This window comes from Companilactobacillus nodensis DSM 19682 = JCM 14932 = NBRC 107160 (assembly GCF_000615905.1).
In the GTDB taxonomy this organism is placed as follows: Bacteria; Bacillota; Bacilli; order Lactobacillales; family Lactobacillaceae; genus Companilactobacillus; species Companilactobacillus nodensis.
Genome location: NZ_BAMN01000020.1, coordinates 20,749 through 41,451, shown reverse-complemented (window position 1 = coordinate 41,451; position 20,703 = coordinate 20,749). Strand labels below are relative to the sequence as shown.

Genomic DNA, 20,703 nt, shown 5'->3' with positions numbered 1-20,703 from the left:
TTTATATTAATAAATAAATTCATTTTTAGGATAAAAAAAGACACCTCCGAAGAGGTGTCTTAAAAGTCATTATTTAATAACTGTATATCCATCACGAACTTCAAACAATGAGCTTGTTGACTCATCCATTTCTGTCATTCTGATAGAATCTCCAAGTAATTCAGTTACTGAAAGGATCTTTAACTTGTCGAACTTGCAATCATCCGGTACAACGATTGAATCTGTTACAACAATTTCCTTTAGTTCTGAGTTCTGTAGATCATGGGCAGCGTTCTTTGAGAATATTGGGTGGGTAGCAGCGGCGTAAACGTCGATTGCTCCAGCATTCTTCAAAGCTTCTGCACTATTTATCATTCTTGTACCAGTATCAATCAAGTCATCCACGATAACGCAGTGCTTATTTTCAACGTCACCGATAACACCGGGAACAATATCTTCCATCTCAGTTGATCTTTGATCAACGATGGCAATTTGTGAACCGAACACTTCAGCAAATGAGCGAGCACGTTTCATTGAGTTGTGATCAGGAGCAACGAAGACGAAGTCGTCTTGTTTGTCATCCATCTTATCCATGAAGTACTTGGCAAAGATTGGCATTGCACGTAAGTGGTCAACCGGGATATCGAAGAATCCTTGGATTTGATCGGCATGCATATCAAGTGCAATGACACGGTCAACTCCACCCATTTCTAGCATGTTAGAGAATAACTTAGCTGAGATAGGTTCACGTGCGCGAGACTTTCTGTCTGAACGTGTGTATGCGAAGTAAGGCAATACACAAATAATTTGTTTTGTACTTGCACGTCTTAGCGCATCAACAGCAATCATCAATTCCATGAAGTTATCATTAACTGGATCTGAAACTGAGTGAATGATGTAAACGTCTTTTCCACGAATACTCTCGTTGATTTGAATATTGATCTCTCCATCTGCGAAGTGAGAAACGGAAGCGTCCAACAATGGAACGTCCATATATTCAGAAATTCTCTGTGCTAATGGTGTATTACCATTCAAAGAAAGTAAAGCAATTTTATCTAATGATGTATTAGACATATCTGGTCTGTCCTCCAAAATTATATTAATACTGGTCGATCAATGGGCTTACTTTCGTCCGCAATCACAAGTCCCATGTCATTATCCGTCATGACACGTTCCTTATTGCGTACGGCAGACTGCGAAACGATTGTAAACTTATAGTTCAATTTTACACTTAATTGAAGGTACTTATCCAGTATATAAGAGTCAATTTTACCATTTAAGTACAAATGATACTGCGGATATTTTTTCATAACGTTTTCAACCGTTGTTATATTATCCGGATTCTTCAGCTGAGAAATCGTCAGAGCAATACCTACACGCTCGGCAAAGTTACCCAGAAACTTATTTTTTTCGTCCGGCTTTAATTGCGGCTTGCCAAAAACATTTTTCTTAATATAATCCTCAACACTAGTCATTGATTTCCACCTTTCGAACTGTTATTCCTATTATACATACTATAATAACGGTATAATGACCATAAAGAAAGGATGTGTTATCTATGGATGAAATGGTATTTTTTAACCCTGGTGACGCAATTGCTAACTCAAAGGATTTTGGAGAGGCAGTTCGTGGAGCACAAATTTATAAAGCTAAAGATCCTTATGAATCATCCTTAATCGTTGCCGAAGACGTTTCGGACAACAAGAGCTTCGTTGTCTACTTCGCAAAGGATGAGAAGTCACACGTGAAGAATTCTGACAAGTCAGTTATTCCCTATCACTTGAAGAAAAAAATCTAAATCTTCAATAAAGTGATAAACGACAATGCAGCAACCGTCTGTACACTACCGACGGCGAGACCGTAGACCAAGAACTTAGGACCTTCTTTTAAGAACTTCGCCAAGTTCAGTCTTAAGCCGATAGCTGCCAAAGCAGTCGTTTCAAACCAAGTACTGATCACATGAGCACTATTACCAAAGATTGAGGGCATCGTGGTCATACTATTAATAATGCAAATAATCAAGAATGCCAAGACGTACCATGGAATCGGCATTCTTGTTTTTTTATGCGTCGTTACAGTTGCTTTATTACGGTTAACTTTCTTCTCGAACAAGAACACTACGACTACTAACATAATAATGCGGGTGATCTTGAACAACATCGCATACTTAACTGTCTGAGCATCGATCAAGCTGGCACCAGCGACAACTTGACCAACTGATTGTAATGTTCCACCAAGCAAGGCACTCTTACTCAATAAATCATCCCCAAAGACTGCCAATCCCAAAAATGGCAATGTCAGCATCATCACAGTTCCTAGTAGATTAACTAGTGTGATGATCTGTCCTTTCTCTTCATCGTCAGCGTCAATTGCCGGTGCAATCGCACCGATAGCCGATGAACCACAGACGGCATTCCCACCTGCCATCATCAGTGACATCCGCTCACCAAACCCGAGCTTGCGTCCAATAGCATAAGCTGAAATAATAACAGTAGTCATCATCATGACAATGTAAGCCAATCCACGCAGACCCATTTCAGCAATCGTCTGAAATGTGACCGTGAAACCTAACAACACAACTGAATATTCCAATAACTTACTTTCTGAGAACTTAGTTCCCACGGCAAGTCCAGTCTGCTTAAAAAAAGTATTTCCCAAAACAATTCCTAATAATATTGCAATCGTAGCACCGCCAAGACTGGGCAGCCAAATTGCTACCACCTTGGCGATAATTGCGACCGCTACTGATAATCCGAGACCTGGCAAGGTCGCAACAATTTTTTGCATTCTTGTATCCTTACTAGTTTCTAAATCCATATACTTAACCTCCTATGACCGTCTCTTAAGTATATAGGTAGAATTATGATTAAATTATTCAATAACCTAATAGCTTTTATTAATAATTCTGATAGGAGTTGATCACCATGCTCAAACTACTGGAAACATTCAAGACAGTTTACGAAACCAAAAGTTTTTCCAAAGCATCCAAAATCCTCTTCGTCTCACAACCGACTGTCTCCGGACAAATCATGCAATTAGAAACCGACTTGAATATCAAACTATTCATTCGCAATGGTCGGCAAAAAATCGTCGCTACTCCGCAGGCTGATATTCTCTACAAACGGGCGATCGATCTGATCGACGATTGGGAAGATCTCCGACAAGAGATCCGTCACGATGCCGACAAAAAAATAACTTGTGATATCGGAGCTTCACACACATTCGCCATCTACTTACTACCTATCTTATTGCCGAAACTATACAAGAAGTTTCCAAACATTCACTTCACTATCAAGATGATGAATTCAATGGAAGTTCTCGAAAGCATTGAAGCTGACAATCTCGACTTCGGTTTCATCGAAAAGCCTCTTGCTGCCAGCAATATTAGACGAACTAGTCTTTGCGACGACCAATTAGTCTTAGTAAACAATGGCAATCCTTGGTTAGTTCGTGAACCAGCTTCAGGAGTCTACTATTATACTAAGCAATATTTGGCTGAAAATAATATTACTGAACCGAAGATGGAAGTAAAGAATAATGAAATGATCGTTAGACTACTCAATCAAAACTTCGGAACATCTATTATTTCCAAACGTGCGGCTGAAGGATTGGATTATCAAACTTTGAATTACAAGTACGAACGCAAATTCTATTTGATGCGTTCTGAGAGTCACCACTTTGATGATATTGATGAATGTATCAATTACACGATCAAGATGTGCCGTAATTTATTCTAAAAAAACAGCCCCGTTCTCAAAGTGAGAACGGGGCTGTTGTCATATTAAAGAAATCCTTTAATTTTTGAAGCTAACGTTGGAAAAATATAGATGACTTTTTCCTTCCAAGTTTTACTATCTAAACCTAATCCAATCACATTAACAAACAAATTAATATCGTCAGTTGCGGTTTGACTAACTTCAGAAACACCAACCAGCTTGGAATCTTTATCGAATACTCCAACTAGTTCAGAATCCTCATCGTTTGTACCCGCGTAAGCAAAATCTGATTCCAACGAAAAATGTTCAATTCTCAAGTCATCACTAGCCTGTGCATCTGTGACCGACACTCCAGCTTGAGCAATCTGAGGAAAAGTGAATGAACCCGTTCCCGTAACTGGATATGAAATTGGTGCTTCATTACCACTAACTATATAGGCTCCTTCGAATTGTGCAACTGGTGTTAATTTTGGTGCGACCAAAGGACTCTTCTTAACAACATCCCCAGCAGCATAGATGCCTTCAACACTAGTCTGTAAATGATCATCAACAACGATACCTTGTCGATCGTGTTCAATACCTAAACTGTCTAAGTTCAATGATGAAACATTAGGAATCCTCCCAGTTGCATCGACCACATAGTCTGCGTCATAAGAATTGCCTTGTGCAGTATGAACAATATACTTGCCATCAGAAGTCTTGGTAATTTGATCAGCAGCTTGACCAAAATTAAATTTGATTCCTCGTTGCTTCATTTGATCAACGACAACTTTGACATGTTCTTGGTAGAACGGACCTAAGGCCTTATCGGAGAACTCAACCATTTCAACATCTGCACCAGCAGCACTGACAACTGTCGCAAGTTCCATACTGACATAGCCACTTCCAATAAAGACCATTTTCTTAGGGAGCTCAACCAAATCCAAAACGTCATTACTACTATGTGCGTATTCATTACCAGGAATATTAAGTTTATTAGGCTTCATACCTGTCGCAATAATTATCTTATCAGCATCATATTTACTGTCACCTATTTGAACCGTGTGACAATCGATGATTTTAGCTGTACCAGTTTTTGTATCAATAAATTCATTTTCAAAACCAGCTTTTGAATTATCAGGATACGGTTTGAAAGTCTTTTTCTTAGTTTCCATCAGTGTCTTCCAATCGATCTTTGGAGCGGCAACTATACCACGATTCTCTAACTTTTGTCCGATCAAAACATCTCTAACAGCGCCTTCTAAGAAAATTTTAGGTTCACATCCATAGTTTGGGCAGGTTCCACCAAACAAATCATTATCAACGACCAAAACTGTTTGCTTACTATTGCTCTCTTTTAATTCATTTGTGAGTCCAAAGGCGGCTGGGCCACTTCCAATTACGATATAATTATATTTTTTATTATTCATCTTTTCCTCGTTAGAATACCCTTGACGGTATATTATTTATTTAAATACTTTTCTATTTCTTCTTTAAAGAGTTTCTTTGGCTTAGCACCAACCATTCCACTGACCATCTTACCATCTTTCATAATCAAAAAAGTTGGTATTCCTTGTACCCCAATTTCATTTGCTATCAAAGGATCCTTATCGACATTCATTGAAACAAACTTAACATCCTTGCCTAATTCATTTTCAGCCGATAATGATTTTAATATTGGATCCATCATTTTGCATGGGGGACACCAGTCTGCTCTGAAGTCTACAACGGTCACACCTGGCCCGGTAGTTTCTTTTACATAAGTATTATCATGAATTTCTTTTACGCTCATTTCAATGAACCTCCCTTTGATGAATATTAATATACCCCCTACCGTATATTAAATCAACAAGTTTGCTTACGAATAAAAAAAGAGGCTCGAAACTTTCTTCAGATGAAAGTTTTGAGCCTTAATTTGTTAAAATATAAGTGTATACAGTTTTATTCGATTTGTTCTCGATTATCCTTATCCAACCGAGAATCTCTGATAGTTTTGTACACTCGTAAGTTAGCCACACCAACGTCACGCACATTTTCCATGGCGAACTTTCTAGTGATGCTATCCTTACGAGAAACATAATGATATAGCGGTAGCGTGTCAAGATAGAACTTCTTAGCGACGGTCGCATATTCAACATTGAAGACCTGATCTTCCATTAAGTCGAGATCAGTCTGAAAATGTATTGAATTATCCTCGATCACACTGCGACGGTACACCTTATTCCACGTGTAACCCATGATAGGACCACTTATCTTGGTGATCTGCTTGATTGCTTCATCACGATCAACCAAGCCATTCTGACGCTTATCTGTCTTGACCTTACTCTTGCCATTTTCGGTGTCCATAAAGAAGCCGCACGTGGCAAGATCCACGTCAGTATCAACAAAAACTGTTAAAAAGAAATCAACATATCCCGGTTCTAACCAATCATCGCCATCGATAAAGGTAACGAGATTGCCAGAGATATGTTGCAAACCAGTGTTTCTAGCTGCTGAAACACCAGAGTTATTAGTATGAGGAAATGACGATATCCAATCGTACTTGTCCTCATAACTTGCGATAATATCCAACGTACTGTCGGTCGAACAATCATCCACAACGATCAGCTCAAAATTTTTATTAGTCTGAGCAACTAGTGAATCAAGTGTCGACACTACATAGCTGGCAACATTATACGTTGTCATTATGATTGAAAGTTTATTTTTTACCATTAAATCACCTTAATAGTATTTTACTTCGAAAGACCTACAATACGCAACGAATCCGGGGAGGAAAAAACATGAAACGAATCTTAAATCTTGACGGAGCCATAAACTTACGTGAATTGGGAGGCTATAAAACCACTGATGGTAAACAAATTAAATATAATAAACTCCTTCGTTCAGGAGATATAAGTAATTTAACTCCGGAAGCTTTAAACTACCTTAAAAAATACGGCTTAAAGTACGTAGTCGATTTTCGTGGTGACCGTGAACAACAAGTCTGGGCTGATCAGAGCACAGATTTTTATCAAATTTATTCCGATCCCGTTTATCCATTAATGGGCAATGGCGACAAGCTGGCAAGTGCTTATAGCAATACAACATCCTACTTAGGAATGATCTATCAAAGTGTCTTATTGGACAAATACGGACAACGTGCCTATTCGTTATTATTTGAATTATTATTAGAAAACAACCAAGAACACAAGTCATTATTATTCCACTGTGCCGCTGGTAAGGATAGAACCGGCATGGCTGCCATTTTGATACTCAAGGCCTTAGGCGTTGATGATGAAACCATCGCTCGTGACTACCTACTGACCAACTTGATGTATTCTGATTCTGAAACTATCGAAAAAACGCTCAATGACAAAGACGGTAATCAAAATATCAACAAGATGAATATGACCAAGGCCGACTTAGAGAGTATCACTTCTGTTTTTGATGCTCTCAAGCATTATTATGGAAGCTTCGAAAACTATTTAACACAGGCATTGAACTTCGATAAGAACAAATTGGCGCAATTAAAGAATATTTACTTAGAGGACTAGAACATAAATCTCAACGTAAGCTGTGATTTTTTTGTATAATAGAGTTTCGATATGTGAAAGTTTCATGAACTTTCATACCAACGTCTTTATACAAGTATATTTATCTTGTATACTAAAGTCTGTTAATACAATGGAGGAATGAGAATGTTTTGTCCAAATTGCGGCCATAAAGTTGACCTATCACAAAAATTCTGTGACAACTGTGGCTATGATCTAACTTCAATAAAAACTAAACGTAATGAAGAAAAAAATGAAGCACAAAAAAAAGATGATGATACAATAAAATCTTTGGCTGACATCGAGGCAGAATTAAATGATTCTGAACCCGTCAAATCAGAACCAGCACCTGCCGCCAAGCCAAAATATGAGCAAGCACCCGCCCAACAGCATGAATACAGCTCAGTTAAACCTGCTGCTGAAGTGGAACAAAAAAAGCCAGCTGTTAAACCCGCACCTAATTATGATTCCGTGCGTACTTTTGATAGCACAAAAAAAGTTCCTGACGAAGCACTAGAAGATCGCACTGTGGCTTACAACAAGGACGCCTTTAGAAAAGCCGCCACACAAAAACCATATTCCGCACCGAGAACTTCTAATCCAACTCACTCATCACAAGCACAACACGAGTCAGCGGCATTGAATACTACTCAAGACTTCAAGAATCGCCTCTTCAAAAATGGTGAGGATCCCTTCAAACCCACTAAGAGTAAGTTGAAGAAAATGAAGGAACAAAAGAAACTTGAAGAACAACAAAACGATACTAACGATGGCTTAATTCATAACATGGGTAAATTTCTCAAGAACAATGCCTACTTAGGAATCTTTGCCGTGATTATTGTTGCCATCTTATTGGTGGTTAAAAGAAACTACGGCTTCATTGCTTTGGCAATTGTGTTATTGCTATGGTTCTTAGCTTCTCAAGTTAGCCATGGTAATGAAATGAATGCCAACAAAAAGTTCAAACATGAGAACAGCAAAACCTCTAACGATCAACCGCAACAACATCAAGAGACATATAGAGAACCTAAGAAACAAAAAGTAACTGACTCTTCACGTGGTAAGAATACTCGTCAAAAAGTTATTATTGGTTCATCGATCATTGGCTTTGCGGCTTCAATCGGTGGTCCCTTCATCAATGGAGTATCACTATCAAGTACAATTGCCTCAGCTGCTAACTACACGGCCAACTTCGGTTATCAATACAGTACTCTGATTGTTAACTTATCTTCCGCAATTCGCTTAATTTGTTTCTTATCACCAGTTATTGCTTTGATCGCGGCCTGCTTCAGAAAAAAGGGTACTATCAGACTAGTAAGAATTTTTACCGTTTTACCAACTGTTATCTATGCTCTAGTCTTTGGTATTTTCTACTCTGGTGCCGTCAATTCCGCTGTTATTACTGGCCAAACGGCTGTGGGTGGAACACAATTCGGTGCTAGTTTCTACGTCCTATTGGTTACATCGATCGTGTCATTGATCATGGCATATTCATTACATCCTCGAGCTAGAGTTTAGGTTTTCTAATGCCACTTCCGTTTGTCAGTGATTCCACCTGCTGTGGGACCAGCCCCAGCCTTAAAGGCGGTCTGGGACTTCGACTTTAAGCTTTGCATGAACCGCAAATCTTAAAGCTCGTCCATTTTGTAAGGCCGGGAGTTCACCGACCTAACAAAATTTTCGCAGCCGGTTCCATTACTGACAACCTCCAGCTAAGTTAGATTACTATATCAAGTAGTGGAGCCAGGCAGGTACGGCAATCCTGTGTCAATGCAGTTAGTCAGCGATTTATGCTGGCTTACTGCATGGGACGACCTTGAAGACGCGATTTTCGGCTTCAAGGCGAGGTCATAGACCGCACTTCGGCTATGGCCGTTCCCCACAGGATGCCGTACCTGCCTGGCGGAACGAAACCACAAACAACAACCAAAATATACATTGAGTACAAACACCAAGCCACCCACATCTGGGCGGCTTTTTTATTTGCATTACCCATCTACCCTGCTATAATTTGAATTAAGAAAATCAAATATGTTTAAACATATCTGATTTTCGAAAACTCATTTCTTTTATAAAATAAAGACTGGGTTTGCACCTTCCACTTCCTCACCGGTTTAAAAAGGCCGCAGTCGTGGATGGTGTACCGAAGCACCTCAATGAATGGGATGAAACAAGGGGGCTACCCTCCTTGTTTTTGAAATTTAAATATATATGTACGGGGATGAATAAGAATTAATACCATACAATTTAAGGATTCGTTCTTTTCAGTCATCCGTAGAGCTGGCGGATCGATTGAAAAGACGAATCTTTCGCATAAAAGCTGTAGTCATTTGATTGCCAGCCTAATCATTAAATAAAACCCTCCCGAGATACACAATTTCGTTAAAAACTCCGAAATAGGTGATAACAATGTTATATAACGTCTCCCTGATAATTTTAAGTCTCTTCTTGATGATAATTACAATAGGCTTGACCTATTTAGGAATTAAACACACACTTCGTAAGCAATAGTGTTTGCTTACAAATAAAACCCGCCTACTACGTCAATGATGTAGTAAGCGGGTTTTTGTTGTGATTAAATACTATTCTCAAACGACCAATTCAAAGTTGTACTATATTGTCCTGGCGCTACGGCAGCGTCATGAATGTGCAACAACAATCCATTTTCCTTATCCCAGCCGATTGAATTCAACGGCTGGTCTTTTTGGCTCTCAGTAACTTTTACTTTTTTACCGACTATTTCCACGAACTTACCCTGATCATACAATCTCAGACACCCTGGCAAAGAACCACCATCATCGTTGGTAAATTCACCTTCTTGAGTTAAGAATACTTTGATCGGTTCCTTAGTTCGCCTTTGATCATCAACCGTAACTACATCATTTGGTTGGTTAGTATCATCTGTTCGTGAAATTATTTTATCAGTAGTATACGCATTAACTGCTCCATAACTAATATCTCGCACATCCTTTTGAAGCACGTTAGTTACGTAATTCATCACCTTATCCTTACCACGGAACCGATAAGCATTGTCCTCTTCACCAGAATAAATATAGGGATGGGCTACCATCTGTTCATTCATATACACACCATCGACTCTAGTGCGAACTTCGATTACAAATGTCTCTCCTGATTCCCGGCGTATCTGGTCAATCTGCAAGATCGGTGACGTTCCACCAAAATAATTGATAACTTGATATCTACTTGGATCTATCTCCTCATCATTGATCTTGACACTATCAATTTCAGTATCACCGTATATCGGCAAGACATAGGTACCCTTTCTCAGTGGACCACTATCTGGACTTATTGTTATCTCATCACGATATGAAACAATATCTCCGTTGGCAATATCATCGATCAAATCATCAGTATTATTGTGATTAAAGGTTTCATTCTGTACCGTATTATTCAGTGTAATATCCGGCTTGTCGCTGGTAGAACATTTAATCGAGCTTTATTAGTAACGTACTCATACACATCCCTGCTGAACCTCATACTGATCTCGGCCCAATACAAATCATTATCAAGTCTGACCCTTGCCTCTTCAATCACGTAAGACAGTTCCTTAGTATTTGAAGCAACTAACTCACGCTTCTGAGTACCAGCAGGTTGACGATACCATCTAACGGTAAAATCATTATCCTTATCACCTAACTGACCAATATGCCCCTGCATTGCGAACATGGCAGACTCACCAGACTTAACTTTCTTGTCCTCAAGTCCACCACCAATTTGCACATCAACACTATCAGAAACAGAAGTCCCATCTACATTCTTGATCGTACCAGTAACTCTTACGATTCCAGATGCCCCACGACTATTGGCATTTAACTCACCAGTTTCAGGGTTTATGTAAGCCAACTGATGATTGTCGACAGACCAAACCAAGTCCTCGGTATAGTCTTCAGGATTAACCTTGGCAGTTGCGACCGTCGAGTTCAGTGCAATCTCACTCGGATTATTGTAGAGATAATCATCCTGAACTGAGACTTCAATTTTTTCAGCATTTTTATCTTTGGCAGAATAATGAATTCCCGCTACTTGCGACCAAATTTCAGCGATAGAAAAACCCAATCCACCTGCCTGACGCCAGTTAACTCTTTGTTGATAATAGATTGAACCCGGTTCATTGGAGGTAACACGCAGGTCTTCTTCATTACCACCCTCATTACGAGAGATCTCAGTCCAACTCCTACCTTTATCCGTTGACTTGTACCATTGATATCGTGGAGCCGCAAACGGCGATGTGGCTATTCCCAGCGTGGAACGTCCAGAGTGGGTATTCAGATGGATCGAATGCCCAACAACTGTATAAGTTGTGGCTGGCGGTTGAACCGTATAACCTCTATTTAGCCAGATACCTAGGAACTTTTTAACATCTTCAGATGGTTCTTCTTTTGGTTTAACATCCAAATTAGAATACTGTGTTGCTGCATCAACAGTTTGGATATTATTCTTTAACATTCCCCCCATAACAACGAACACCGCTATCATTACTAGGGCATATAATACTCTCCTCATGAAAGTCATATTCCTCATTCTTTACTTTAATTTATTTGCTACAAAAATACTTTTAAAATTCTTTGTAAACAAAAAGTAGCCCGCTGAATGTGACTTCAGCGTGCTACTTTTGCTATTTATATAAGATTATTAATTTACTTGTTTTTAACCAAAAACTGCATACGATCTGCAACGTTAGTAAATATACCATCTACGCCCCAAGAAAACAACTCCTGAGCTCGATTAATATCATCTACCGTCCAAACGTTGATTTGATAGCCATAGTCCTTCATTTTCTTAACCTTAGCCTCAGTTAAACCACGACTGTCCGGATGGATATACTTGGCGTGACAAGCTTGCATGTACAAGTTCCAGTCTTCACCCATTCCGAAGACGTCGAACAACACGGCATAGTCAAGATTTGGTCTCAACTCGTGCATCTTCATCAACATGATGGGATTGAAACTCGAAATAATCAATTGTACATCTGGGTCCAATCTATCAGTTGCTTCCGCAAATTGAGCTACTAAGCTATTTGCCAAGTGGTTAGCGTCATCCCCAACAACACCTTTAAGTTCAATATTGGCATTCAGCTTATGGATATTTAAGAAATCGATCAGTTGACCCAACGTAGGGATCTTTTCACCGCGATATTTCTCAGCAAACCATGATCCTGCATCGGCTTGTTCAACTAATGAGCTGTCCAAAGTTTCAATTGAACCCTTCTCATTAGTAGTTCTATCTAATTTGTCATCGTGGATCACGAAGACTTTTTCGTCTTTTGTGATACTCAGATCAGTTTCGATCCAGTCGATGCCACAGTCAATAACTGTATTAAAACCAGCCATAGTATTCTCAGGTGCTAAGGTTGGTATTCCTCTATGAGCAAGTACTTTCTTTGACATTATATACAAATCCTCCAAGGGAAATTATAGAACTACTTCGTTGCAATTTCACTATATTATCATGATATAAAAAATCCCTCAATAGCTGAATTGAAGGATTCTTATTCTCTTTTATTAAATTAAGCTTGGTAACGTGATTCACCATCAAGGTATGTTTGGTCTAAGCTCATATCAGAGTTCAAGACGATGAAGTCAGCGTCACGTCCTGGCAAGATAGCACCACAAGCATCATCGATGTGTGTACTCTTAGCAGGTACGTAACTACCCATTGTGATAGCATCTTCTTCTGTAGCAACTTCCCAGTCAACAACGTTCTTAATAGCATCCTTCAATAACAAGATACTACCAGCCAAACTATGTGGTTCTTGTTGTAGTCTAACTTGTCCGTCACCAACAGTAACAGGGAATTCACCCAAGACATAATCACCATCTGGCATTAGTCCGGCACTCATACAGTCAGTGATAAGTGCAACGTGTTCTGGAGTCTTCTTATCAACTAAGATTCTTGCAGCATATGGGCTAACGTGGTGTCCATCACAGATCAACTCATCATCAACAAGATTCATTGACATAGCAGCACCAACCATACCAGGGGCACGGTGACTCAAACCACTCATACCATTGTATGTGTGTGTAAAGCCTGTAGCACCAGCTTCAACACAAGCCTTAGCTTGCTCGAATGTAGCATCACTGTGACCTAGAGCAACAGTAACACCTGTGGCAGCAACAGCCTTTGTGAATTCAACTGAACCTTTACGTTCTGGGGCGATAGAAATCTTCTTGATCATACCCTTAGCTGATTCTTGCCATTCTGTAAATTCTTCAACACTAGGATCTCTGAAGTACTTAGGATTTTGGGCACCCTTGTGCTTCTCTGTGTAGAAAGGTCCTTCAAAGTGGATACCTTGAATCTTAGCACCAGTACCTTCACCCTTGTGATCACCAATTGTCTTACAGATTTCGTTCAATTGGTCGTGTGAAGCTGTAAGTGTTGTTGGTAGCCATGAAGTAACACCAGCCTTTAGTAGGCCTTCTGACATTTCGTTTAGTTCTTTCCAACTGTTATTCATAACATCATCGCCAACGAGACCATGGATGTGTGTATCAACTAATCCAGGTGCGATGTACTTGTCAGAATAATCAACAATCTTGCCTTCTGGCTTATTGTCTTCAGTGAAGAAGTCTCCAAACTTACCATCAGTAACTTCTAGATAGCCACCGTTTTCAGTAGTGTTTTGTAAAAAGAATTTCTTAGCATGAATATAATATGTCATTTTCAATCCTCCAAAAGTATATCAAAACAAGTTCTGTTTGCATGATTCATTATACCAGTTTTTAGTGGTCTATACCACAATAAAATAACCATTACTAACAAAAACATCTTCCCTCAATTAAAGGGAAGATGCAATGTTGACAATGTAATTATTCATAATCGTGAATAGTTACACCTTTTACGACACGGTTAACAGTCCCGCTAGCTGAAGGTGTATCTGGTGTGTTGCCTACTTTGATCGAGCTTAGTAGGGCAAATGTTTGAGCAAACATAACATCAGGCAAAGCTTGATATAGTTCAGGCAAGTCAGGGAGTCCTGCTTGAATTAAGAAGTTGTCACCTGAGAAGTTATTGTCTGCGGAAGTACCAACGCCAATAACCTTTTTGCAGATCTCATCTCCCTTGATTTCTTCAAGGATATCAACATCATATTGACGACTATATTTGTCATTGCTTAAGAAGTCAAAGACGACAGTCTTGCCATTAACATATGACTTAGGACCATGACGGAATCCCATTGAAGAATCAAAGATAGTTGTTAATTGTCCGGCAGTTAATTCGAGAACCTTCAGTTGAGCTTCACGAGTCAAACCAGATAATGAACCTGTTCCAAGATAAGCAATACGGTCGTAGTCAAGATCAGCAATAGCTTGAATTTCACTCTCGCGACTCACTACTTCTTGTCCCATCTTAACGATAGCATCGATCCATGGCTTCTTATCAGCTACACTTTGGTCGAAGATCAAAGCGGCTGTCAGTGTCATACATGAGAAGCTACCTGTCATGGCAAATCCCTTATCATTTGAACCAGCTGGTTGAAGCAGCAACAAATTGCCATCTTCATTTTTGGCTTTCTTAGCCAAGTGACCTTCTGGAGCACATGTGATAGTGATTTGGTAAAGATTCTTGATGATCTTTTCAGCTAACTCTACAGTCGCAACACTCTCTGGAGAGTTACCACTTCTAGCGAATGATACCAAGATAGTTGGATCATCGGCTCTAAGATTATCTAATGGTGCAGAAACAATATCAGTTGTCGGAATGGTTTCAAAATTGAAGTGAGAAGTATCGCCGACCTTATTTAGATATGGTCTTAATGTATCTCCCACATATGCTGATGTACCTGCACCTGTGAAGATCACACGAATTTTCTTGTCAGGGAAGTTTGAAATTATTTCGTCCAAGAAGTTATTGACTTGGTCTTGGTTACCTACGAAGTTATCGTAAGCCTCTTTCCACAAATCAGGTTGTTGTTGAATTTCACGGGTTGTAATTTGTGCACCCATCTCTTCTAGTTCTTTATCAGTTTTGCTAAACAATGGTATAAGTTCCCTTCTCTATCTATTTTCATTCCAAGCATTCTACAAGCACCACGGCTAATCCTGGAACTGGGAAATCAGCGTGATAAATATCATCTTGTTTTGTTACATTGACTATCTGATTCTTAACCTCACTACCAACACGATAGGTGATCGATAGCTTAGTTATATTTTTTTCGAGCTTGAAGTTAATACCATCAACATCATCCAGTGACCAATTGCTGATAAGAATCTTCCGGTCATTGAAAATAGCTTTGCAATTATACATGTCTACTAAATGTGCAACATTGACACGTTCCTTCAAGTCACGCTCACGATAATCAATATATTCGGCTTCCCACTCATACTTGGCATGTTCTGTCAGTGGCATGATGTAGAAGTTGTCATTAGCAACCGTTGCTGGACCAAGCTTTTCACCGTAACGATTGTAGGCATTTGAATCTGCAGTCATATCTGTTAAGTAATGAATATTCACGTAAGCACCAATGTGTGTCTGCATGCTTATTCGTGACTTGGTAACTCCGGCTAAAGTTGCATTGTCGAACTGTTCATATACTTGATGACCAGTTCTAGGTTGCGTTACTTCGATCGAATCAGCGTTGATCAATTTTAGTAACTTGCGTGAATCAAGGACAATCACAGCATCCCCATCAAGCAAGACGTAGTTGTTCTGGATCAAGTCAGTGATCTGACTATCACTCAATGTATTCAAGAAGTTACCTGTCAAAGCAACAGTCTCATTTTGAATCTGCTGACCAGTGTAATTAACTGGCTTCGTTGCGAATCCAAAGACTGATAACAACTCCAACCATTGCGTCTGTGAGGCCATCAAGCTATGTAATGTCCCATCAGTAACTTTGTACTTAGCAACCTTCTGTGTCATCGGAACAATGATTCCGTCTCGGTCCTCAAGTGAAATACCATTCTCATATAAGTAATCAGCGAACTTCTTACTCTGATCCAACATCTTATCGTATTGATAAGTCTTGTCGATTCCGATTCCCATCATGCTGAACAAGTTCATCAACAAGCCATCAGCTCTTACCGAACTAGTTGTTTCCAACTGAAACTGTGAGAAGCGAGTCGACTTGGCATATTGAGAATATAAGAAGTTTTCCAGTTCTGGATAAATCTTATGTTTATCCCCAACCAAGGCTCTTGTCGCAACCGTATATTTTTCAAAATCACGGGCATACTTGAGTGGACTGACCTCGTTGTACGCTGGTAAATGAGGTCTCGAAACAGCAGGGGTAGTCTCGCCACTCAAAGTATCGAGTAATGCGTGCCAATCACGATTCTCCATTGCGTGGATCTCTGGCCATGAGCTCATGAGACCTAGCGTTGTTTCTGGAGAAACTTGATGAACTTTTTGTTCGATCATATGTGCTGCTTTTAATATTTCATCACGTGCTACCTCTAAGTATGCATCGCGATATTTGTTCTCTCCACCATTGAGCATCTGTCCAACGAATTCCTCACGTGATAAGTCAGTACCAGCAATGGCATTGTACTTCTTCATGTGATCATCGCAGAAACAGCTCAATTCAAACGGAGCGTTCTTATAATGTCTGAAGTCATCTTCGATCCACAATTCATGCGGCTTGATACCAGCGTAAACTGCATAGATGTCAGAGACGTATTCCATCCAACCGTGATAACCAGGACAAGCCATCGAAGTACTCTTGATACCTTGATAGTTGACCATTGGCTTGATATCGAGTTCAGGTCGAATACCAAGACCACGATCAGAATGATTCATAGTCGTCCAAGGATTGAGACTGATCGTCACGCCCATTTTTTTGAGCGGTTGGGCAATTTCATCGATATCGGTAACCAACTCCTTAGCCTTTTCTAGAGTGATATGTGAATCTGACAATTCTTCTTGATTGAGTAAAAAAGCAACATCATTGATATGAGCATTTTTTATGAAATCGATCATATCATTTTTTTTATCATCGTCATAAATACTTTTATCGATAGCTAATCTTAACGTATAACGGTAATTACTCTTCTTCTTCATCATCGTCATCCGAGTCTTGACTTAAGAAGGCATTGACGTCAACGATTCCGTCCTTGGCTTCTTTCATCAAAGCATTGATATCGAGTTCTTTTGAAACAAACATTTGATTAGCATAATTAATTACCATCGGTAGGTTCAAACCAGAAATAACATGCATGTCTGGATATTTTTGCGTTAAGTTGACTACAACATTTCCGGGAGTTCCGCCCAATAGATCAACGATCACATAGACGGGTTCCTTACCATAATATTTTTTAATTTCTGTTTCTACTTTTTCCTTAAGATCATCTGGACCATCGGATTTTTGAAGACCTAATGCCGCTGTATTCTGTAATTCCCCAATAATCAATTCTGCTGATTTCTTTGTTTCAATAGCCATATTTCCATGACTGATCAAGATTAATGCCATAATTTATATCCTCCTAGATTTTGCCTAGTAAACCGACTGTTGATAATAGAACGGCGAAAATAATAACAATGAAGATAACCTTTGTTGATGTCATACCCTTCTTACCTAATAACCAGTAAACAAGACCTACGACACAGGCTGGAACTAGCTTTGGAAGGATCATATCAATGTTAGTTTGAACAACCAATGGAACTTTACCCATGTGGGCAACAAGTGGAACTTGGATGTTGATCATAGTGGCGATCAAAGCACCAACGATGAAAACACCAAGCAATGTGGCAGCGTCTGTTAAGGCGTTCAATTGACCTTGCATTTCAGAAACAAGTTTTGTACCTGTTCTATAAGCAAAGTGAAGTTGTTTCCAACGGAAGACCATGATTGCGATGTTAACTAATAACCATAAGAATAATCCAGTTGGGTTACCTTGAGTAGCCATTGTAGCAGCGATAGCACCCATGATAGTTGGTACCAAGGCAGCGAACAATGAATCACCGATAGCGGCGAATGGTCCCATAAGACCTGTCTTAATACCTGAAACAGTATCTAATGAATCGGCACCTTCCTTACCTTCAATGGCAAGATCGATACCTGTAACGATTGTATTAAAGAAATTACTTGTGTTGAAGAATTGGTTATGTGTCTTCATAGCTTCTTTAAGTTCTGGAGTACCATCACCATAGATTTTTCTTAGTTGTGGCAAGATCGTATAAAGATAACCTGAAGCTTGCATTCTTTCGTAGTTCCAACCCATTTGGAAACCGAACATACTACGTTTGTTGATTTGAGTAAAATCTTTTTTAGTTAATTCATATTCTTTATTCTTCTTCATCACCGTCTACCTCCCCGTTAGCGTCTTCAATTTCGTCGTCTTCTTCATCTTCATCATCAGAAGTAGTACTTGGACCTGCAGTTGTAGCAGTATTGATTTTTGTTATAGATTTCTTATATTCAAGAATAGCGAAGGCACCACCGATCAAAGCGATAGCCAACATTGGAAGAGCATTGAATGTTGCTGTGAATGCCTTACTTGCACCTGCTAAACCTGCACCAAGTGTTTGGATACTTGTGAACAATGTTGATAGCAAAGCTGTAATTGTGAAACCAAGGATCAAGTAAGCGATGTGTTTCTTAACTGGTAAGTAGTGAAGCAAGATAGCGAAACCAACGGCTGGAAGTGTAGCACCGGCTGTTTGTAGACCAGTGTTCAACCATTGTAGATCGCCGTTTAGATATGTAACCATTGTCTTAACAACACCTTGACCTAGAGCCAAAGCTAGGAATACAGGGATACCACGTGATAGACACCATGGTAATGCACCCATGATTGTGTGTCTTTCAATACCCTTGTAGTTGAAGTTTTCGATATCCTTATCAACTTTGTGTTGGAAGTATGTGTTAGTGAATCTAGCAAGAATATCAAATGATGTTAGAAGTGCAGCAACCGGAACACCGATAGCAGCAATAGCTGTAGCAGCTTTCATACCTGTACCGATTGAAAAGGCCGTAGCCAAAACAGTACCTGAGTTAGCATCGATCTTAGAAGCACCACCGAATGTACCAACACCTAGAACTGTTAATTGAAGAGCAGCACCGATGATAAGTCCTGTCTTCATGTCACCCATGATCAAACCAGAAATCATTCCGGCCCAAACTGGTTGACTCAATGATGAATTCATTTGTAATTCATCATAAATGTTGTACATGGAATATGCCGTTAAAAGCAATATTTGAACAATTGTAAAACTCATAGTTTTTTCCCCCTATTGGTTTTAGATCTTGTAATCCTTCAAAATATCTTCGAAGTTCTTGATGTTGTCACTAGGAACCATTTGAGCTGTTACTTTAACTCCAGCATCCAATAATTGATGGAATGCATGATAGTCGTCATCAGTAACATTGATTGATTGTGTCAAATGTTGTGTAGTATCTTTTTGTGACATGTTACCAACGTTGATAGTATCGAACTTAACGCCCTCTTCCATCATGCTTACAAGGATTGAAGGTTTCTTAACAACAAGAAATACCTTTTGTGAATCATACTTGCCAGCTAAGATATTAGCTGAAGATTTCTTAACGCCTAAGATACTTAGATTAACCCCGGCAGGCTTAGCTAATTTAAGGGCAGTTTTTTGAATGTCGTTCTTTATAATATCGTTATCAACTACCATAATTCTTGAAGCTTGTAATTTAGTTGTCCATAAATTAGCAACTTGTCCGTGAATTAATCTTTCATCTATTCTTACTGCAACAATTGACATAATTATTCCTCCAAATTTGGTGATAAAAATCACTCTCTAAGATTTTTTACTAATATCGTGACGAATGTGATAAGCGAACTGGTCGCTTCTCGCAACGCTAAGTGTATATTCAATTACCTGATTATGAGGATTGTACGTTGAACGTTTAAGGTTCAAACACGGTGTTCCCTCTTTGATATCTAGATAATTGCTATCCCTTTTACTGGTAATACCCGCCAAAAAATATTCATCAGCGTAGTACACTTGCTCATTAAATTCTGTCGCAAAGATCTCATACAAAGATCTACCTTCAAGCATATCCTCAGTCAAAAGATTGAAATGATCTGCAGGTAGATAAGTTCTTTCCAACATAACCGGAACATTATCGGCGATTCTCAAACGTTTGATCTTAATAATCTGATCACCGACACTAACGTCCAACTTACGTGAAAAATATGAATTAGCCTCCTTTCTCTCAAAGCTAAGAATTTTCGTCTGTGGTTTCTTGCCAATGGACATCATCTGCTTATTGAAACTATAACTACTATTGAGATCGCTGTTCAGATCCACACGATTCACGAATGTTCCTTTACCATGAACCCTGCGAATAAGACCAGTCACCTCTAACTCATTCAATGCAGCACGGACCGTTGTTCTAGACAGCTGATACTTATCAGATATCTGTCTTTCTGACGGCAATTTTGCATTGGCTGGCATCGACTGAATGTAGTTGGTTAACAAGTTGATTAGTTGTTCTTGAAGAGTGATTTTCATATTACTGGTCCCTTTCTGGTATCAACCACAAGCCCATTGTATACGCTTGCAGCATTTCT

At 39.3% G+C, this 20,703-nt stretch carries 21 protein-coding genes; 4 read left to right on the top strand and 17 right to left on the bottom strand.

Annotated features, from left to right (window positions below; translation table 11 throughout):
* Positions 1 to 69 precede the first annotated feature (69 nt).
* Both JCM14932_RS11425 and JCM14932_RS11420 read right to left on the bottom strand, forming a co-directional pair.
* Positions 70 to 1,053 (bottom strand): ribose-phosphate diphosphokinase, encoded by a 984-nt coding sequence (locus tag JCM14932_RS11425; protein ID WP_025024969.1) that lies wholly within the window; start codon positions 1,051 to 1,053, stop codon positions 70 to 72.
* Between the two features lie 20 nt (positions 1,054 to 1,073).
* Positions 1,074 to 1,454 (bottom strand): YueI family protein, encoded by a 381-nt coding sequence (locus JCM14932_RS11420; RefSeq protein ID WP_025024968.1) that lies wholly within the window; start codon positions 1,452 to 1,454, stop codon positions 1,074 to 1,076.
* 83 nt (positions 1,455 to 1,537) lie between these two features.
* Here JCM14932_RS11420 and JCM14932_RS11415 point away from each other — a divergent pair, with 83 nt between their 5' ends.
* Positions 1,538 to 1,777, top strand: a complete 240-nt coding sequence (locus tag JCM14932_RS11415) for a hypothetical protein (protein ID WP_025024967.1) — start codon at positions 1,538 to 1,540, stop codon at positions 1,775 to 1,777.
* Here the strand turns inward: JCM14932_RS11415 and JCM14932_RS11410 are convergent.
* On the bottom strand, positions 1,774 to 2,796 hold the full coding sequence (locus JCM14932_RS11410; RefSeq protein ID WP_025024966.1) for a YeiH family protein: 1,023 nt from the start codon (positions 2,794 to 2,796) through the stop codon (positions 1,774 to 1,776). The genes JCM14932_RS11415 and JCM14932_RS11410 overlap by 4 nt on opposite strands.
* A gap of 107 nt (positions 2,797 to 2,903) precedes the next feature.
* On the opposite strand from JCM14932_RS11410, the gene JCM14932_RS11405 reads away from it, so the two are divergent.
* Complete coding sequence (locus tag JCM14932_RS11405; protein ID WP_025024965.1) at positions 2,904 to 3,716, top strand: LysR substrate-binding domain-containing protein; 813 nt, start codon at positions 2,904 to 2,906, stop codon at positions 3,714 to 3,716.
* Between the two features lie 44 nt (positions 3,717 to 3,760).
* Here JCM14932_RS11405 and JCM14932_RS11400 read toward each other — a convergent pair whose 3' ends face one another.
* The 3 genes from JCM14932_RS11400 to JCM14932_RS11390 all read right to left on the bottom strand — a co-directional run bounded on the left by JCM14932_RS11400 (position 3,761) and on the right by JCM14932_RS11390 (position 6,386).
* Positions 3,761 to 5,104, bottom strand: a complete 1,344-nt coding sequence (locus JCM14932_RS11400) for a dihydrolipoyl dehydrogenase family protein (protein ID WP_025024964.1) — start codon at positions 5,102 to 5,104, stop codon at positions 3,761 to 3,763.
* A gap of 32 nt (positions 5,105 to 5,136) precedes the next feature.
* The gene (locus tag JCM14932_RS11395) at positions 5,137 to 5,466 is read right to left on the bottom strand and encodes a thioredoxin family protein (RefSeq protein ID WP_034543316.1); all 330 of its coding nucleotides are present in this window, start codon (positions 5,464 to 5,466) and stop codon (positions 5,137 to 5,139) included.
* Positions 5,467 to 5,615: 149 nt separating this feature from the next.
* Complete coding sequence (locus tag JCM14932_RS11390; RefSeq protein ID WP_025024962.1) at positions 5,616 to 6,386, bottom strand: glycosyltransferase family 2 protein; 771 nt, start codon at positions 6,384 to 6,386, stop codon at positions 5,616 to 5,618.
* 68 nt (positions 6,387 to 6,454) lie between these two features.
* Here JCM14932_RS11390 and JCM14932_RS11385 point away from each other — a divergent pair, with 68 nt between their 5' ends.
* Positions 6,455 to 7,207: a tyrosine-protein phosphatase gene (locus tag JCM14932_RS11385; protein ID WP_025024961.1), complete on the top strand. Its 753-nt coding sequence runs from the start codon at positions 6,455 to 6,457 to the stop codon at positions 7,205 to 7,207.
* 144 nt (positions 7,208 to 7,351) lie between these two features.
* Entirely contained in the window at positions 7,352 to 8,722 is a 1,371-nt protein-coding gene (locus tag JCM14932_RS11380) for a zinc-ribbon domain-containing protein (protein WP_025024960.1), read from the top strand.
* Positions 8,723 to 9,779: 1,057 nt separating this feature from the next.
* On the opposite strand, the gene JCM14932_RS11370 is transcribed toward JCM14932_RS11380, so the two are convergent.
* The 11 genes from JCM14932_RS11370 to JCM14932_RS11320 form a co-directional block, all read right to left on the bottom strand.
* The gene (locus JCM14932_RS11370; protein WP_025024959.1) at positions 9,780 to 10,568 is read right to left on the bottom strand and encodes a hypothetical protein; all 789 of its coding nucleotides are present in this window, start codon (positions 10,566 to 10,568) and stop codon (positions 9,780 to 9,782) included.
* A 47-nt stretch (positions 10,569 to 10,615) separates the two neighbouring features.
* Entirely contained in the window at positions 10,616 to 11,671 is a 1,056-nt protein-coding gene (locus JCM14932_RS11365; protein WP_025024958.1) for a hypothetical protein, read from the bottom strand.
* Between the two features lie 191 nt (positions 11,672 to 11,862).
* A complete protein-coding gene (locus JCM14932_RS11360) occupies positions 11,863 to 12,612 on the bottom strand; it encodes a glycerophosphodiester phosphodiesterase family protein (protein ID WP_025024957.1) in 750 nt (249 codons plus the stop codon).
* A gap of 119 nt (positions 12,613 to 12,731) precedes the next feature.
* A complete protein-coding gene (gene nagA / locus JCM14932_RS11355; protein WP_025024956.1) occupies positions 12,732 to 13,886 on the bottom strand; it encodes an N-acetylglucosamine-6-phosphate deacetylase in 1,155 nt (384 codons plus the stop codon).
* Positions 13,887 to 14,034: 148 nt separating this feature from the next.
* The gene (locus JCM14932_RS11350; RefSeq protein ID WP_025024955.1) at positions 14,035 to 15,204 is read right to left on the bottom strand and encodes an SIS domain-containing protein; all 1,170 of its coding nucleotides are present in this window, start codon (positions 15,202 to 15,204) and stop codon (positions 14,035 to 14,037) included.
* Between the two features lie 28 nt (positions 15,205 to 15,232).
* The gene (locus JCM14932_RS11345) at positions 15,233 to 17,224 is read right to left on the bottom strand and encodes a hypothetical protein (protein ID WP_025024954.1); all 1,992 of its coding nucleotides are present in this window, start codon (positions 17,222 to 17,224) and stop codon (positions 15,233 to 15,235) included.
* Positions 17,208 to 17,633, bottom strand: coding sequence for a PTS sugar transporter subunit IIA (locus JCM14932_RS11340; protein ID WP_025024953.1), 426 nt, complete (start codon positions 17,631 to 17,633; stop codon positions 17,208 to 17,210). The genes JCM14932_RS11345 and JCM14932_RS11340 overlap by 17 nt, the downstream gene beginning before the upstream one ends.
* 13 nt (positions 17,634 to 17,646) lie before the next feature.
* The gene (locus JCM14932_RS11335) at positions 17,647 to 18,462 is read right to left on the bottom strand and encodes a PTS system mannose/fructose/sorbose family transporter subunit IID (RefSeq protein WP_025024952.1); all 816 of its coding nucleotides are present in this window, start codon (positions 18,460 to 18,462) and stop codon (positions 17,647 to 17,649) included.
* Positions 18,449 to 19,381 (bottom strand): PTS mannose/fructose/sorbose/N-acetylgalactosamine transporter subunit IIC, encoded by a 933-nt coding sequence (locus tag JCM14932_RS11330; protein WP_025024951.1) that lies wholly within the window; start codon positions 19,379 to 19,381, stop codon positions 18,449 to 18,451. The genes JCM14932_RS11335 and JCM14932_RS11330 overlap by 14 nt, the downstream gene beginning before the upstream one ends.
* 21 nt (positions 19,382 to 19,402) lie before the next feature.
* Positions 19,403 to 19,891, bottom strand: coding sequence for a PTS sugar transporter subunit IIB (locus tag JCM14932_RS11325; RefSeq protein ID WP_025024950.1), 489 nt, complete (start codon positions 19,889 to 19,891; stop codon positions 19,403 to 19,405).
* A 36-nt stretch (positions 19,892 to 19,927) separates the two neighbouring features.
* The gene (locus JCM14932_RS11320) at positions 19,928 to 20,644 is read right to left on the bottom strand and encodes a GntR family transcriptional regulator (RefSeq protein WP_025024949.1); all 717 of its coding nucleotides are present in this window, start codon (positions 20,642 to 20,644) and stop codon (positions 19,928 to 19,930) included.
* Positions 20,645 to 20,703 lie beyond the last annotated feature (59 nt).

What these genes read in the sequence shown, in the direction of transcription:
- JCM14932_RS11425 (WP_025024969.1), bottom strand. Translation starts at nt 1,053, where the DNA reads ATGTCTAATACATCATTAGATAAAATTGCTTTACTTTCTTTGAATGGT.
- JCM14932_RS11420 (WP_025024968.1), bottom strand. Translation starts at nt 1,454, where the DNA reads ATGACTAGTGTTGAGGATTATATTAAGAAAAATGTTTTTGGCAAGCCG.
- JCM14932_RS11415 (WP_025024967.1), top strand. Translation starts at nt 1,538, where the DNA reads ATGGATGAAATGGTATTTTTTAACCCTGGTGACGCAATTGCTAACTCA.
- JCM14932_RS11410 (WP_025024966.1), bottom strand. Translation starts at nt 2,796, where the DNA reads ATGGATTTAGAAACTAGTAAGGATACAAGAATGCAAAAAATTGTTGCG.
- JCM14932_RS11405 (WP_025024965.1), top strand. Translation starts at nt 2,904, where the DNA reads ATGCTCAAACTACTGGAAACATTCAAGACAGTTTACGAAACCAAAAGT.
- JCM14932_RS11400 (WP_025024964.1), bottom strand. Translation starts at nt 5,104, where the DNA reads ATGAATAATAAAAAATATAATTATATCGTAATTGGAAGTGGCCCAGCC.
- JCM14932_RS11395 (WP_034543316.1), bottom strand. Translation starts at nt 5,466, where the DNA reads ATGAGCGTAAAAGAAATTCATGATAATACTTATGTAAAAGAAACTACC.
- JCM14932_RS11390 (WP_025024962.1), bottom strand. Translation starts at nt 6,386, where the DNA reads ATGGTAAAAAATAAACTTTCAATCATAATGACAACGTATAATGTTGCC.
- JCM14932_RS11385 (WP_025024961.1), top strand. Translation starts at nt 6,455, where the DNA reads ATGAAACGAATCTTAAATCTTGACGGAGCCATAAACTTACGTGAATTG.
- JCM14932_RS11380 (WP_025024960.1), top strand. Translation starts at nt 7,352, where the DNA reads ATGTTTTGTCCAAATTGCGGCCATAAAGTTGACCTATCACAAAAATTC.
- JCM14932_RS11365 (WP_025024958.1), bottom strand. Translation starts at nt 11,671, where the DNA reads ATGTTAAAGAATAATATCCAAACTGTTGATGCAGCAACACAGTATTCT.
- JCM14932_RS11360 (WP_025024957.1), bottom strand. Translation starts at nt 12,612, where the DNA reads ATGTCAAAGAAAGTACTTGCTCATAGAGGAATACCAACCTTAGCACCT.
- nagA (WP_025024956.1), bottom strand. Translation starts at nt 13,886, where the DNA reads ATGACATATTATATTCATGCTAAGAAATTCTTTTTACAAAACACTACT.
- JCM14932_RS11345 (WP_025024954.1), bottom strand. Translation starts at nt 17,224, where the DNA reads ATGAAGAAGAAGAGTAATTACCGTTATACGTTAAGATTAGCTATCGAT.
- JCM14932_RS11340 (WP_025024953.1), bottom strand. Translation starts at nt 17,633, where the DNA reads ATGGCATTAATCTTGATCAGTCATGGAAATATGGCTATTGAAACAAAG.
- JCM14932_RS11335 (WP_025024952.1), bottom strand. Translation starts at nt 18,462, where the DNA reads ATGAAGAAGAATAAAGAATATGAATTAACTAAAAAAGATTTTACTCAA.
- JCM14932_RS11330 (WP_025024951.1), bottom strand. Translation starts at nt 19,381, where the DNA reads ATGAGTTTTACAATTGTTCAAATATTGCTTTTAACGGCATATTCCATG.
- JCM14932_RS11325 (WP_025024950.1), bottom strand. Translation starts at nt 19,891, where the DNA reads ATGTCAATTGTTGCAGTAAGAATAGATGAAAGATTAATTCACGGACAA.
- JCM14932_RS11320 (WP_025024949.1), bottom strand. Translation starts at nt 20,644, where the DNA reads ATGAAAATCACTCTTCAAGAACAACTAATCAACTTGTTAACCAACTAC.